Genomic DNA, 14,116 nt, shown 5'->3' with positions numbered 1-14,116 from the left:
TCTAATGACAGAAATTCTCTGGTGGTATGTCTCTCCTGCTGCCGAAAAGAAACAACGCACGTAACAGTAGCTTCATGCAATACGACAATACAGCACCCGTGCTGATGAAGTCCGCAGTTTGCTGATGCTATGTTTGTGGAAACAGCAGTGTTTTCTTTGGGGGGCAAACATCGTACTGTTCCAATATATCATTTGGATGTTAGGTAGTGAAAAACACCGGCCGAAGATCGGTCGGAAACTGAACAAAAACCAAAAAAATGACCGGGCGGATATTTGAGATGGGACAGAAGAGGAACACGCCTGTTTTGGAGGAGTCGAACGCAGATCTTCTCTGACCCTTTGTGTTTGAATGGTTGTTCCGCCTGGTGAGAGAGAATGTTGTGGACACGCGGCAGGCGGGTGGCACCGCCTTATTACCGGACAAGATGGTTCATTCCATGAAATTGTATGTCTGCGGGGTTGGGTTACCTCATTTTTGTATCAGACCTCCTTTCTGCATTACCTGCGGATGTGTTCACAGATCATACATGGGGACGGAACACCCGGGTGTTCCTACACTATTCATAAGATGTTAGGCGGATAAATGCCCTGTCCGAAAAATGTTTGGGAAAACTGCACAATACCCGGGTTTGGAGATGCAAAACATATTCGGAACGGCCGCAGTTCCGAAGATTGTTCGGAGACACTATTTGTTCACCTAACAGGAAAGATAGTAGGTATGGTGCAGATTCAAGACATCATGAAAGATCAGAGAACTTGGCTTTTTCTTGGCGGCGTGGCCGTCGGAGCAGCAGCAGTAACCATTCTCGGCAGTAAAGCTGCACGTGATCTGGCGGTTGCCGGGCTTGCTCAGGGAATGAAGATGAGAGATGACGCGGAGGCAGCCCTCAGCAGTATCAAAGAGGATGCAGAAGATGTCTACGTCCAAAAGTTCCGGGTCCCGGATGATGATGACGATGCGGAGTGTCCATCGGCTGAGGTAAAAAAGATCGAGATGTAAGACCCTCATGCAGTACACTATAGTTCATGACCTCCCCGGACGCATGAGGCTCCGGGGCGGCATGTATGCATTTGGTATAGAGGAAAGTGTCTCGCTTGAGGAGCGTCTGGGAATGGTCCCCTGCGTGCGTGAGGTTGCGGCAAATCACAAAAACGGAAGTATTCTGATTCTTTATCAGAAAAACTGCAGGAGTGATCTTCTTTCTGTGCTGAACAGCATCCGGATCAACAATCTGCCTGCGCCGTCAGTGTACGGACTGGAGAGTAAAAGAACCGATGAGGCATTCGTCCGTGACCTTTCGCTCCTGCTGTTCCGGCGGTTTGTGGTTCGCCCCCTGCTTCCTCTGCCGGTCCGCCGTGTCCGGACAATTCTTCGTGCGTGCGGTTACTTCCGATACGGCGGTTCAAGTATTCTGCACGGAAGGCTCGATACTCCGGTTCTGGATGCTTCAGCCATCGGGGCCGCAATGCTGCAGGGGGATACCGGGACGGCAAGTTCAATTATGTTTCTTCTGCGGTTATCCGGTCTGTTAGAGGATTACACGAAGAAACGTACCCGTAATGCTCTCGTTCACAGTCTTGCAATCAATGTTGATCGTGTCTGGATCAAAACAGAGAACGGTGAGATGTCTATCCCCATCTCCCGTGTTTCCCCGGGCGATCAGGTGATCGTGCGGGCCGGATCTATGATTCCGGTTGATGGTACGATATCCTGCGGCGATGCGATGGTAAATGAGTCTTCCATGACCGGTGAACCCCTCCCGGTCCACAAGGCGTTCGGTGCAGGTGTGTATGCGGGAACTGTTGTGGAGGAAGGAGAGATCGCGGTTGCGGTCAGATCTTTGGGCGATGATACACGTATCAACAAAATTGTGGATCTGATTGATCAGTCCGAGGCGCTGAAGGCGGATGTACAGAATAAAGCAGAACAGCTTGCGGATTCGATTGTTCCTTATAGTTTTCTTGGAGCAGCGGGTATCTTCCTTTTCACTGGTAATCTGAGGCGGGCGTTGTCGGTTCTGATGGTTGACTATTCCTGCGCTCTCAAACTCTCTACACCAATCTCTGTCATCTCTGCTATGCGGGAGGCGTCTACGATGAATGTCATGGTAAAAGGAGGAAGGTATCTGGAAGAGTTTGCACTTGCTGATACGATTGTCTTCGACAAGACCGGAACGCTCACCGTCGCAAGTCCGGAGGTTACCGGCGTAATTCCCTTCGCCGGTTATACGGAGCGGGATGTTCTGCGGACGGGGGCGTGTCTTGAGGAACATTTTCCGCATAGTGTTGCACGGGCAATTGTCCGCAAAGCCGCAGAGGAGGGACTCAAGCACGGGGAAGAGCATGCGGCTGTTGAGTATGTGGTTGCACACGGTATTGCAAGTCAGCTGCACGGAAAACGCGCCCTGATAGGCAGTGCCCATTTTGTTTTTGATGATGAGGGCGTTCTCCTCGGAGATGAGGAGAGATCGGTAATTGAGAGGGAAAGTGAGTCCGGAAGATCCCTCATCTATCTGGCAATCGGGAATCGGCTTGCCGGGATCATTTGTATTGAGGATGCCGTACGTCCGATGGCCGGAGAGGTGATCACAGCCCTGAAAGGTCTTGGTGTCACAAATGTGGTGATGATCACCGGCGATGGTGAGGCAACTGCACGGGCGGTTGCGTCTGCAACCGGTATTGATACCTACTATTCGCAGGTGCTTCCTGAGGATAAGGCTGTAATCATCAGGGATCTGAAGGCTTCCGGCCGGAGAGTCATTATGGTTGGTGACGGCGTGAACGATACGCCCGGACTTGCGGAAGCGAATGTGTCGGTTGCGATGAAGGATGCATCAGATATTGCCCGGGAGGTTGCAGACATTACGCTTCTCTCCGCAGATCTGCGGGAACTTCTTCTTCTCCGATGCCTGAGCCAAAGATTGCTGGGTCGCATCAACAGGAACTATCGGTTTATTCTCGGATTCAATACCGGTCTTCTGGTGCTCGGTCAGTTTGGTGTTCTTTCCCCGGCGGCAGGTGCACTTCTGCACAATGTGTCTACGATGGGTATTAGTGCAGTAAGTATGCGACCGCTTTTATGCGATGCAGAAATATTCCTGTGCTGTTAAGGCAGTACCCCCTTCAATCATTTTTGGTGTTGCGGTTTACGTGTGTTCTGTGATGTTTTTTCTGTCAGTGTGTTCAGGGTTTTCTGAACAAGGCTTTTCCGGTGCGAGATATTATTTTTCTGCGATACAGAGTTTCATAACCGCATTTCCCCGGAGACAGAGTTTTTTTGCGGCGATCAGGTCCTGTACGGCTCCCATGACCTCAGAACGTTCATGTTCTTTTGCGGCACCGTAGAACGGATGCGACGTCAGGCCGGAGCTTTTTGTATGGGCACGGTCCAGACCGAGAAGGAAGGATACGAAGGATGATACGGTCATCTGCCCCGAAAGACTGCATGCCGCATCGTACACAACCCGGGAGAGATCGCCTGAGGGGACAGCAATCTTTTTGGGTTTCGGTTTCGATCGATCGCAGCGGTCACAGTTGCCGCACGGGGAGATTTCCTCGCCGAAGTAGGAGAGCAGAACTTTTCTCCGGCAGCCCGGCGTTACGCAGTAGGAGTACATGTCCGCGAGTTTCTGTTTTGCGATGCGCAGTTTTTCAGAACTGGAAAACTCGCGTTCCAGCATGGAAGAGATCTTTGCCCGGTCGCCTGCGGAGTAGTAGAGAATACAGTCCGCACGGCCACCGGCACGGCCGGCACGACCGGTTTCCTGATAGTAGGATTCAAGATCCTTCGGAAGATGGGCATGGATGACGTAGCCGACGTCCGGTTTGTCAATTCCCATGCCGAACGCGATCGTTGCACAGATAACCCGGATGGTGTTGTTCAGAAACCCTTCCTGAATGCGGCTGCGTTCGGGGGTCGGCATGCCCGCATGGTAGGGACTCGCCAGAATGCGGGAACGCCTGAGACGTTCGGCAACTTCCTCGCAGCTTTTACGGGAAAAACAGTAGATGATACCCGAGGTGTCCGGATGCGCAACAACGTAACTGACAATCCGCTGGACGCGTACCGAACCGGACGGTTCTTCATACACCTCATACCGGAGATTTTTCCGGTTGAAGCTGCCGACATACTCACGAGGATTTTTCATGCCGAGCTCGCGGACGATGTCTTCCCGGACCCGTTCAGTTGCAGTCGCGGTCAGGGCGATAACCGGTACAGCCGGAAACTTTTCCCGGAGCGTTTTGATCTCCCGGTACTCGGGCCGGAACTGGTGCCCCCACATGGAAATACAGTGGGCTTCATCCACCGCAAAAAGTGCAACACGGCAGCGGGAAAGTGTTGCGGCAAATACGGGGGTTACCGCACGTTCGGGTGAGACGTAGAGGATGCGAACGGTTCCTGCGGCGATCTCTTTTTCGACGCGGAGCCGTTCGTCGTACGTCTGCGTACTGTTGAGTGTTTCCACCCGGACACCCTGTCCTGAAAGGGCGTCCACCTGATCTTTCATGAGTGCAATTAGGGGGGAGATGACAACCGTCATGCCGTCCAGCATCATGGCCGGGAGCTGGTAGCAGAGGGATTTCCCGCCGCCGGTTGCCATGACAGCCAGTACGTCACGACCGGAGACTACGTCGCGGATGATCTCTTCCTGATTGGGCCGGAATGTCTGATGGTGGAAGAATGCTTCCAGGGTTTTTTGGATATCCTGCGTCATGCGGTTGATTGCTGGTTAAGTTATCCGGCAGAGTTCATAATAAACTAGTGGGGTTCGAGGATATGGGTAGATATGATGTCCGCGCCAACAGATTCTCATGAAATTTTCGATGCTGCACAACAATATCAACGTCTTTGATCTGGAACGATCAATGAAATTTTATGCAGATGCGCTCGGTCTTTTCGAGGTAGGCCGCATTGCACCAGAGTCCGGAGCGTTTATTATTGTGTATCTGGGCGACGGGTCGTCCGGCCACAAGCTGGAACTGACCTGGCTGCGGGACCGGACCGAACCGTATGATCTCGGCGACAACGAGTTTCATCTGGCGTTTTCCACGGACGATTATGAGGGTGCTCTTGCAAAACACAAAGCAATGGGCTGTGTTGCATTCATCAATGAGGATCTGGGGATCTACTTCATCACCGATCCGGACGGCTACTGGCTGGAAGTTCTTCCACCGGGACGGGGCTGAATGGATCTCCGGAAATTTCTTGGGGATATCCCGTACATCAACTACCTGCATCCTGCAATTCAGAAATGTGCCGCGGAGCTTTTTTCCGGGGCAAAAAATGATACGGACAAAGTCCGGGCAGTGTATCTGTTCAACAGTACACAACCGCAAAAAAGTAAAAAGCCCAAGAAGGACTTTTTCACATCAATGAAGAGTATTTTGCAGTCCGAAATCCCCGAAGGCATATCCTGTTATTGTCTTTTTGTGATACGGCGATGCTTGTGCATCTGACTCCAGTTGCATTTGCGGAGGACGGAATTGGTAACCAGATCGTGTTTATTGACACGGTATTTCAAGCTGCGCAACTCGGTGAAGTTCGATATATACTCTCTTTTCTGTTGTGTTCCAATCATAATTTCACTCGTGCTATATGACTGTCTCAAATCTCAGTCATGGTAAATACTATTCGACACCTGTACCTGTGGGAAATACGATAAAACAGGGAAAACATGAATCCACATGAAGTCAGACGATGGTATTTCCCTCAAACCATGAAGACCATTCGGTCAACCCATATACCTGCACGAGATACGGTCTGGCCAAAGAGTAAACATCGCAGAATCTATACCATTTTGATCAAACTGTATCTTTGTGGATACTCTTTGATAAATTTTATGCACGTTCTGCGAAACATTGCCAGATAAAAAATTATTTTCCGTCGGAAATAATTCTCCGGACCGCAGTTCCTACCCGCTCCAGCTCCGACTCCTTCTCTTGCCGCACCAGCGCCGTATACTGCGGACGGTTCACCTGGTTTTCCAAGAGCCACTCGCGGGCGAACGCGCCAGACTGAATCTCGGCAAGGATTTCCTGCATCGCAGCACGGGTCTTTGGGCCGACCACCCGCGGACCGCGGGTCAGGCCGCCGTATCCGGCGGTCTTCGACACCGAGTCGTGCATCTTCGTAAATCCCCCTTCGTAGAGAAGGTCAACGACCAGTTTCAGCTCATGCATACACTCGTAGTATGCCATCTCCGGTTCGTATCCTGCTGCGACCAAAGTATCGTATGCCGCTTTCATCAGATTCACCACACCGCCGCAGATCACTGTCTGCTCGCCGAACAGATCCGTCTCGGTCTCATCCGCAAAGGTTGATTCCATGATAACGGAGCGGGCGGAACCGATACCTTTCGCAAAGGCAAGAGCCGTCTGCTTTGCAGAACCGGTCACATCCTGATGCACGGCAACAAGCGAGGCAACACCGGAGTCTTCGAGGTAGAGTCGTCTGACCTGCGGACCGACACCTTTCGGCGCCACCATCACCACATCCACATTCGGCGGGGGAACGATCTGTCCGTAATGAATATTGAAACCGTGGGCAAACACAAGTGTCTGACCGTCATGCAGCCAGGGCAGCATATCGCGGCGGAAGATCTCCGCAGCCGATTCGTCCGGTACCAGCATTGCAAGAATGTCCGCTTTGCGAACGGCATCCGCAACCGGCATCGTGGAAAATCCGTCACAGCTTGCCGCCTCAAAACTTCGTCCGGGCCGCACACCCACGATCACCGCAAGGCCGCTGTCCCGCAGATTTGCCGCCTGGGCGCGTCCCTGCGAACCGTAGCCGATCACTGCCACCGTTTTTCCGGCAATATGCGACCAGTCAACGTCAGCATCATAATATTTTTTCAGCATACGTGTCAGTGATAGATAGGCACGGGGGGATATAAAATTATATACTGTTGGGGTAATACACATAGATGCACGTTACCCTGCCGGTTCCTCCTGGGAAATATTGAGCAGAATAACGAAGGATACAGTATAATGTCATTACCAGATGTGCAGTCCACTGCTCCTGACGTACGAATCAGCCTGACCCGTGTCGGCGTAAAAAATGTCAAGAAGCTCGTTGAAGTCGGAAGACCCGGCAAAACACGCCCGGCAATATTCATCTCTGACTTTGATGTCTTTGTCGATCTCCCCAGCAGTCTGAAAGGCGCAAACCTTTCCCGCAACTTTGAGGTCATCGACGAGGTGCTGCAGCAGGCAACCTCCGGCGACGTCCGTGGTATTGAAGATGTGTGTGGAATCGTCTCCCGAAAACTGCTCGATCATCATGAATATGCCGACCGGACCGAAGTGTTCATGCGCAGCTTCTATATGATCAACCGCGACACCCCGGTCTCAAAAACTTCCTGTCAGGAAGTGGTCAACGTCTATGCCCACGCAATCGCCCAGAGAACCGAAGGCGAACCAATCGTCCGCAAAAGTGTAGGAGCTGAAGTCACCGGCATCACCGCATGCCCGTGTGCCCAGAACATCATGAAGGATCATGCAATGCATGTGATGCAGGAACTCGAAATTCCCGAAGACAAAATTGACGCATTCTTCAAAGAAGTACCGATGGCAAGCCACAACCAGCGCGGCCGCGGATTCCTCTGCGTAGAAACCGACGACGACATCGTTGTCCCGCTCGAACAGATCGTCAACGTCCTCAAAGAATCCATGAGTGCGAAGATCTACGAACTTCTCAAACGCGGTGACGAGAGCTATGTCGTTATGGCAGCCCACAAAAATGCACGGTTCGTAGAAGACTGTGTCCGTGAAATGGCGCGTCAGGTCGTAAACACCTTTACCTACCTCCCGGGCGACACCCACATCACCATTCGCCAGACAAACGAAGAAAGCATTCATCAGCATGATGCCTATGCAGAACGGAAAGCAACACTCGCCGAACTGCGCGAAGAACTGAATGTATAATACATCCTATACACTTTTTTCCCGGGTTTAATGAAGATTATCCGAATAATTTTCGGAATTTCCCGGAGCGCATAAATAATTCCCGATTGTGCCAAAAAAATACAACGTGTTCTTCAAAAAACGAAGGCAAAATTAACGTTTATTCCGTGCAAGTATTACAATAATATAAACAAGTAGCACATCCGATCATTTCATCAGATCTTAGTAAGACCTAGGGGAAACACACCAAAACCATCCGGATGATTCTCCGGCAGAAAGAGAGGAAATCTTTAATAAATCCTAGGCAAGAAAGTTAAGATAGCGTACTTCGGTACGTGTCATTAACCCAAAAGGACAATGGTAATTTTCCTGTATAGCTAATCGAACAACCTAAATATTTAGGATGAGGCGATAACATTGTCGAAAGTAGTAGAAATTTCCCCGACCACCAGACATGAGGGTCACTCCAAGCTCGTTTTAAAAGTAAACGATGAAGGAATCATTGAGCGCGGAGACTGGCTTTCCATCACGCCGGTTCGTGGAGTAGAGAAGCTTGCCATCGGTAAGACCTATGAGCAGGTTCCCAAGATCGCTTCCCGTGTGTGTGGTATCTGTCCGATTGCCCACACGCTTGCCGCAACAGAGGCAATGGAAGCATCGATGGGTGTAGAGATCCCAGACGACGCATATCTTCTGCGTATAATTCTCCAGTGTGCAAACAGACTGCACTCCCACGCACTGCATGACATTCTTGCACTGCCGGATATGTATCTGCCGGGCACTGACTCGAAGATCAACCCGTTCTCCCCCGAGGAGCCGGTCAGATCCGTTGCAAAACGTATCCAGACTCTCCGTATGATCGGTCAGACCATTGGCGAGATCGCAGGCGGAGAAGCAGTACACCCGTCCAACCCGCGTGTTGGTGGTATGTACAAGAATATCACTCCGCGTGCAAGAACCAAGATCTATGACCTTGCAAAGCAGGCACTCCCGCTCGCACGCGAGCAGATGGAGTTCATGATTGCAGTCTTCGAGAACTATGCAAAACGTGACTGGGCAGAGATGTGCGGCCGCGAAGTTGCAATCCCGAAGGACCTTGGTTTCCACCAGCAGGGATACATGGCAACCGACCCGTGCTACGGAAGCTCTTCTCTTGATGAGCACCCGACCTGGGACCCGGCACGCTGGCTTGAAGTCAGACCCTGGGACTGGTACATGGGCGAAGAAGAGATCACCATGGACGACCCCAACTACCCGGTTGGCGGAACCACCAAAGCAGGCGGAAAAGCCTGGCCGCAGATGCAGGCATGCACCGGTGTCCCACTTTACGACGGACAGCCCGTCGAGGTCGGACCGCGTGCCCGTCTTGCAATGTACAGAAACTACGACCGCAAGGGAGCCATTGGTCTCAACATTGCACGTGAAATGGAATACATGGACTCCGTCTACAAGATGATTGAGGCAGCAGATGCACTCAACACCTCCGGAAGCGTCGTTGCAGACGTCATTCCGCAGGGTGACGGAACCATCGGATGGGCAGCAAACGAAGCACCGCGCGGCGCAGACGTTCACCTCGCAAAGGTCCGCAACGGCAAAGTCGAGTGGTTCTCTATGCTCGTTCCGACTACCTGGAACTTCCCGACCTGCAGCCGTGCACTTACCGGCGCACCGTGGGAACTCGCAGAAGTCATTGTCCGTGCATATGACCCCTGTGTATCCTGTGCAACCCACATGATTGTACTGGATGAAGACAACCGGCTTGTGGCACAGAAGCTCCTTGAGTGAGTATATCAATGGAAGGACTGTTTCCAGAAGTAATAATCGCCGGTGTCGGTAACGAACTGTTTGGCGACGACGGATTTGGTCCCGCAGTAATCAGAGCACTTTCCGAGTACGAACTTCCCGACAATGTAAAAGCTATGGATGTGGGTCTTGGTGGCCCGCATCTGGTTTTTTCAATGCTCGATCCGGAAGAAACAAAGAAACTGATCATTGTGGACTGTATGGACTTCGGGGGAAAACCCGGTGACCTCACAAAAATCCCCGCCGACCTTCTGCCGGAAGGCAGACAGGAACGTTACATGGATGCCCATTCCGGAAATCTGCTGGATCCTATCGGCAGACTGAAGGGAAAGATGGATATTATTATCCTCGGTTGCCAGCCCGCCTATATACCCGCACCGGACAGCGAAGACTTCGCTCTTGAACTGAGTCCGGAAGTACAAGGGGCCATTCCCAAAACTGTAAACATCATCTTAAAAGAGATAGGAAGCTAAAATGGGATTATTCGATAAATTCAAAAGCTTACTGTTCGGAAAAGGCGATGTCAGCGAGGGAACGCAGGACGAAAAGCCTGTTGCCAGTAAACAGGAGCCTGTTGCCAGTAAACAGGAAGAACCTGTGTCAGCAAAGCATGAAGCGCCTGTTACTAAGGCAAAGCCGGCTGACATGAAGGTCGAACAAAAGCCAATTATTCAAAAACCAAAGGAGGAGAAGCCAGTGGCTGACAAGATTACTGTAGGACATGTACACATGAGCGGATGTACCGGATGTCTCGTGTCCCTTGCAGATAACTACGAAGGATTACTTACGATCCTTGACAAATACGCTGACCTCGTCTACTGCCTGACGCTCGCCGACGTGCGCCACATCCCGGAAATGGATGTCGCACTGGTCGAGGGTTCCGTCTGTTTAAACGACGAGTGCTCAATGGAAGAGATTCTGGAAACCCGTGAGAGAGCAAAGATTGTTGTTGCTCTCGGCGGCTGTGCATGTTACGGCAACACCACGCGCTTCTGCCGCGGTGGCCAGCAGAACCAGCCCCAGCACGAGGCATTCCTGCCGATCGGCGACCTGATCAAGGTCGATGTCTACATCCCCGCATGTGCACCGACCCCGCAGCAGATCCGCAACGTGTGCCTGATGGCATACCTGCTTCTGAAAGGCAACGACGAGCAGAAAGCACTCGCAACTGCATACCTTACCCCGCTGATGAACCTTGCAGCAGCAGGAACCGAAGCATGCGGATGCGACCTGATGACCGAAGTCATCAACCAGGGCCTCTGCTGCGGATGCGGCAGCTGTGCTGCGGCCTGTACGGTTCGTGCAATCACGATGCAGTACGGCAGACCACAGGTCGAGCGTGATCTGTGTATCAAATGCGGCGCCTGCTACGCCCAGTGTCCGAGAAGCTTCTTCAGCTTCGATGTCTGCGGACAGTATGAATCGATTACGAACCTCATTGGAGAGGTTATGAAACCATAAAGGCTGGAGGCGAAAAAAATGGAATATCTTGGACAATACAAGGCAGTCTACAAAGCCAAAGCCGGCTGTGAAGACATTCTCGCAAAGTCCCAGGACGGAGGAATCGTCACCGCAATGTTTGCCTACGCACTGGAGACAGGCATTATTGACGGAGCAATCGTCGCAGGACCCGGAGAAGAGGCATACAAGCCCGAGCCGATGATCGCCACCACCGTTGACGAGCTTCTCGCAGCACGTGGTACGAAATACTCGATCTCTCCGAACATGTCTCTGATCAAGGAGGCAACCCGCAGCTACGGTCTTGACAAGATCGGTATTGTGGGAACCCCCTGTCAGATTCAGGCAGTCAGAAAAGCACAGCTGTACCCGATTGGTCTCCGTGACGTTCCGGACAAGATCGCTCTTGCTCTCGGTATCTTCTGTATGGAGAACTTCCCGTACCAGGGTCTTTACCAGATGGTTGAGGACCACTGTGCAACCAAGATCGACAATGTCACCAAGATGGACATTGGAAAAGGCAAATTCTCTGTGTACACCGAGCGCGGTGTGAACGCACAGATCCCGCTGAAGGTTACCCACAAGTACGAGCAGCCGGGATGCCACGTCTGTCTTGACTACGTTGCAAACATGGCAGATATCTCAACAGGATCTGTCGGTACTCCGGATGGATGGTCCACGGTCTTTGTCCGCTCCGCAGCAGGAGAGGCAGCATTCAACAAGGCTGTTGAGGCAGGATGGATCATTGCAGAGTCGATGGACGGCGTCAAGCCGGGTCTGGAACTCGTGACAAAGCTCGCAACCGAGAAGATCACGAAGAACCAGAAGTACATCGAGCACCGCGCCCACGCGGAGCACGAGGCACTCAAACCCCTGCGCAACCCCTACATCTAACCGTGTCCTAAGGGTTGTAGCATGTACCCACCCCTCTCGGGTACAACCTTTTTTTGCAAATTGTCACATGAATGATGGTACGAAATGAGTTCGTCGGTCTTTCCGGAATTTTTTTGAAAAATACCACATGTAAAAGAAAAAAAGTGATGTATGTCCCAATGGACACACTCAGATAATTCTGCGGACGGCCAGAAGCGCTGCACCTGCAAGACCAAGAAGACACGTCAGCGGTACCGGGGATTTGGTCGGACTTGGATTGGGCGTTAATGCCGCATACACCGTTGCAGTCTGATCTGCGGTAACAAAGACGGAATCCGACCAGCCGGAATAGCCGGACGATTCAATCCGCACCGTGTGGTATCCTCCGTCAGCAGTGACCGTAATCGGGGTAAATCCTTTGTAGGCATTATCCACATAGACTTCCGCAAGACTGGGGTTGGAGGTGATGTAGAGATCACCGGAACCGGAAACCGGATTTGGTACATAGGTAGGCACATTGGTTGGAGCAGGCGGATTTGGAACAAGGTTTAAACTGCCGTACACCGAAGTGGTCCGGGAATCATAGGCGTAGGCAGTATCCAACCAGGAATAATAGCCGACATACTCCAGCCGCACGGAGTGGGAACCCGGAGCTACCGAAACGGTCAGAGGCGTACTTCCCTCATACGAACCGTCAACGTACGCAAGTGCACCGGACGGGTTTGAGGAGATGGACAGATATGCTGCGGACGGTGCGGGAACCGGAATCAGATCGGCATACACGTAAGAAATCTCACCGGGACCCGAAAAAACATACGTCAGGTACCCCTCGTACCCGACATAGGTGACCTCCACTGAATGGCTGATATCTCCATCGACAGAGATGGTAAGCGGCGTCGATCCCTCGTAGGTACCATCAATATACACCAGGGCACCGGACGGGCTGGAGGATACATCAATGTACCCCGGTGAATTCACATCATAAGCAGCGGAGACTGCCGGCAGGAAAATCAGAACTGCGGCAATCACCACCAATACACACACGCATTTGTTATGCATGAGATGTAGATGGCGTAGGAAAAGATAAAACCATCGCAGAGTTCCTGAAGATGTTCCGATGCTATTTTGCCTGCCGGACACCCATATCTCTAGCAAATGACTGAGGATGCGCCACTCATATCAGAGACTGAGACTGCGGAACGAGAGGGTCAGGAACCGCAACCGACGGTCACCGCACCAAAAAAACGGACAAGAAAACCAAAAACAGCAGCAAAAACCGAAGAGACAACAGCAAAACCGGAAGTTCAGGAGCAGAACGAGCCTGACCGTCCGCACAAGGCCGTCCCCGAACAGTTTCTGAAGGACCTGGCACAACTCGCCGACATTCTCGAAAAGACTCCGGCGCTGCTGGATCCGATCCGCGAGGTGTTTGAGTATCATCTGGTGGACCCGATCGACCGCAAGACATTCCCCCGCATGGTGAACGCAATGTCGATGCTTCTCGGGCCCGCAGCAACCATGGTCGTGATGACGGCATGTCATGTGAACTCCGCGGCATTCTTTGAGGATCTGCTGTATGCAATACAGGAGGAGAAGAGCCGGAGTGCAGTCTGGATCATTCAGCATCTGACCGCCCTTTACGGCAACCGCGTCCAGCAGGCATACACACTGTCGTCGGGAACCATGGATGAGGACTGGCACACGGTGGATGTCAACACCTACAAACGTGAAGGCGAGAACGCATACTGGATCGTTGACATGAAGATGATGCTTTACTCAGGAAAGGAGAGCCAGATCAAAATGACACCGGACTCGATCTTCCAGCTCGTGGAAATTCTTGCAGCAGAACTTGGCAGAAACATTCCGCTGGAAAATGTGGACCCGGGCCTCGTGAAAAAGTGCGAAGAGAACTTTACGCTATTTTATGAAAAGTTCTACGGCGCAAAAAAACGTGAAGAGACGGAAAAATCCGACAGGGAAGACGAGCATCCCCCCGGCTATGCGTGAGCCGGACCGCACACGGATTTTTTGATACTCTCCCATAAAACATTTTCAACTCTTCCCCGAAAGGATACTT

At 51.9% G+C, this 14,116-nt stretch carries 12 protein-coding genes; 9 read left to right on the top strand and 3 right to left on the bottom strand.

Annotated elements, in window-relative coordinates:
* Positions 1-718: 718 nt before the first annotated feature.
* Positions 719-1,000: a DUF6110 family protein gene (locus tag O0S09_RS00735; protein ID WP_268921964.1), complete on the top strand. Its 282-nt coding sequence runs from the start codon at positions 719-721 to the stop codon at positions 998-1,000.
* 7 nt (positions 1,001-1,007) lie between these two features.
* Complete coding sequence (locus tag O0S09_RS00730) at positions 1,008-3,110, top strand: heavy metal translocating P-type ATPase (protein WP_268921963.1); 2,103 nt, start codon at positions 1,008-1,010, stop codon at positions 3,108-3,110.
* A 111-nt stretch (positions 3,111-3,221) separates the two neighbouring features.
* On the opposite strand, the gene O0S09_RS00725 is transcribed toward O0S09_RS00730, so the two are convergent.
* Complete coding sequence (locus tag O0S09_RS00725) at positions 3,222-4,715, bottom strand: RecQ family ATP-dependent DNA helicase (RefSeq protein ID WP_268921962.1); 1,494 nt, start codon at positions 4,713-4,715, stop codon at positions 3,222-3,224.
* A 97-nt stretch (positions 4,716-4,812) separates the two neighbouring features.
* Here O0S09_RS00725 and O0S09_RS00720 point away from each other — a divergent pair, with 97 nt between their 5' ends.
* Positions 4,813-5,187: a VOC family protein gene (locus tag O0S09_RS00720; RefSeq protein ID WP_268921961.1), complete on the top strand. Its 375-nt coding sequence runs from the start codon at positions 4,813-4,815 to the stop codon at positions 5,185-5,187.
* A 687-nt stretch (positions 5,188-5,874) separates the two neighbouring features.
* Here the strand turns inward: O0S09_RS00720 and ilvC are convergent.
* Positions 5,875-6,861, bottom strand: coding sequence for a ketol-acid reductoisomerase (gene ilvC / locus O0S09_RS00715; protein WP_277612878.1), 987 nt, complete (start codon positions 6,859-6,861; stop codon positions 5,875-5,877).
* A gap of 129 nt (positions 6,862-6,990) precedes the next feature.
* Here ilvC and mptA point away from each other — a divergent pair, with 129 nt between their 5' ends.
* The 5 genes from mptA to frhB all read left to right on the top strand — a co-directional run bounded on the left by mptA (position 6,991) and on the right by frhB (position 12,060).
* Complete coding sequence (mptA, locus tag O0S09_RS00710) at positions 6,991-7,926, top strand: GTP cyclohydrolase MptA (RefSeq protein WP_268921959.1); 936 nt, start codon at positions 6,991-6,993, stop codon at positions 7,924-7,926.
* Positions 7,927-8,322: 396 nt separating this feature from the next.
* Complete coding sequence (gene frhA / locus O0S09_RS00705) at positions 8,323-9,690, top strand: coenzyme F420 hydrogenase subunit alpha (protein ID WP_268921958.1); 1,368 nt, start codon at positions 8,323-8,325, stop codon at positions 9,688-9,690.
* Between the two features lie 8 nt (positions 9,691-9,698).
* A complete protein-coding gene (frhD, locus tag O0S09_RS00700; RefSeq protein WP_268921957.1) occupies positions 9,699-10,181 on the top strand; it encodes a coenzyme F420-reducing hydrogenase, FrhD protein in 483 nt (160 codons plus the stop codon).
* Position 10,182: 1 nt separating this feature from the next.
* Positions 10,183-11,169, top strand: coding sequence for a coenzyme F420 hydrogenase subunit gamma (gene frhG, locus O0S09_RS00695; RefSeq protein WP_268921956.1), 987 nt, complete (start codon positions 10,183-10,185; stop codon positions 11,167-11,169).
* A gap of 18 nt (positions 11,170-11,187) precedes the next feature.
* Entirely contained in the window at positions 11,188-12,060 is an 873-nt protein-coding gene (gene frhB / locus O0S09_RS00690) for a coenzyme F420 hydrogenase subunit beta (RefSeq protein ID WP_268921955.1), read from the top strand.
* 168 nt (positions 12,061-12,228) lie between these two features.
* Here frhB and O0S09_RS00685 read toward each other — a convergent pair whose 3' ends face one another.
* Positions 12,229-13,098: a PEGA domain-containing protein gene (locus tag O0S09_RS00685; protein ID WP_268921954.1), complete on the bottom strand. Its 870-nt coding sequence runs from the start codon at positions 13,096-13,098 to the stop codon at positions 12,229-12,231.
* Between the two features lie 96 nt (positions 13,099-13,194).
* Here O0S09_RS00685 and O0S09_RS00680 point away from each other — a divergent pair, with 96 nt between their 5' ends.
* The gene (locus O0S09_RS00680) at positions 13,195-14,046 is read left to right on the top strand and encodes a hypothetical protein (RefSeq protein ID WP_268921952.1); all 852 of its coding nucleotides are present in this window, start codon (positions 13,195-13,197) and stop codon (positions 14,044-14,046) included.
* Positions 14,047-14,116 lie beyond the last annotated feature (70 nt).

Origin of the sequence: Methanocorpusculum vombati (genome assembly GCF_026891935.1) — an archaeon.
In the GTDB taxonomy this organism is placed as follows: domain Archaea; phylum Halobacteriota; class Methanomicrobia; order Methanomicrobiales; family Methanocorpusculaceae; genus Methanocorpusculum; species Methanocorpusculum vombati.
Note: the sequence above shows the minus strand (reverse complement) of the source record. Positions and strands in the feature narration are given on the sequence as shown.

Bases quoted from the DNA above. Each gene is read 5' to 3' on its own strand.
- frhD (WP_268921957.1), top strand. From the start codon at position 9,699: ATGGAAGGACTGTTTCCAGAAGTAATAATCGCCGGTGTCGGTAACGAA.
- mptA (WP_268921959.1), top strand. From the start codon at position 6,991: ATGTCATTACCAGATGTGCAGTCCACTGCTCCTGACGTACGAATCAGC.
- frhG (WP_268921956.1), top strand. From the start codon at position 10,183: ATGGGATTATTCGATAAATTCAAAAGCTTACTGTTCGGAAAAGGCGAT.
- frhB (WP_268921955.1), top strand. From the start codon at position 11,188: ATGGAATATCTTGGACAATACAAGGCAGTCTACAAAGCCAAAGCCGGC.
- O0S09_RS00720 (WP_268921961.1), top strand. From the start codon at position 4,813: ATGAAATTTTCGATGCTGCACAACAATATCAACGTCTTTGATCTGGAA.
- O0S09_RS00735 (WP_268921964.1), top strand. From the start codon at position 719: ATGGTGCAGATTCAAGACATCATGAAAGATCAGAGAACTTGGCTTTTT.
- O0S09_RS00730 (WP_268921963.1), top strand. From the start codon at position 1,008: ATGCAGTACACTATAGTTCATGACCTCCCCGGACGCATGAGGCTCCGG.
- O0S09_RS00725 (WP_268921962.1), bottom strand. From the start codon at position 4,715: ATGACGCAGGATATCCAAAAAACCCTGGAAGCATTCTTCCACCATCAG.
- ilvC (WP_277612878.1), bottom strand. From the start codon at position 6,861: ATGCTGAAAAAATATTATGATGCTGACGTTGACTGGTCGCATATTGCC.
- O0S09_RS00680 (WP_268921952.1), top strand. From the start codon at position 13,195: ATGACTGAGGATGCGCCACTCATATCAGAGACTGAGACTGCGGAACGA.
- O0S09_RS00685 (WP_268921954.1), bottom strand. From the start codon at position 13,098: ATGCATAACAAATGCGTGTGTGTATTGGTGGTGATTGCCGCAGTTCTG.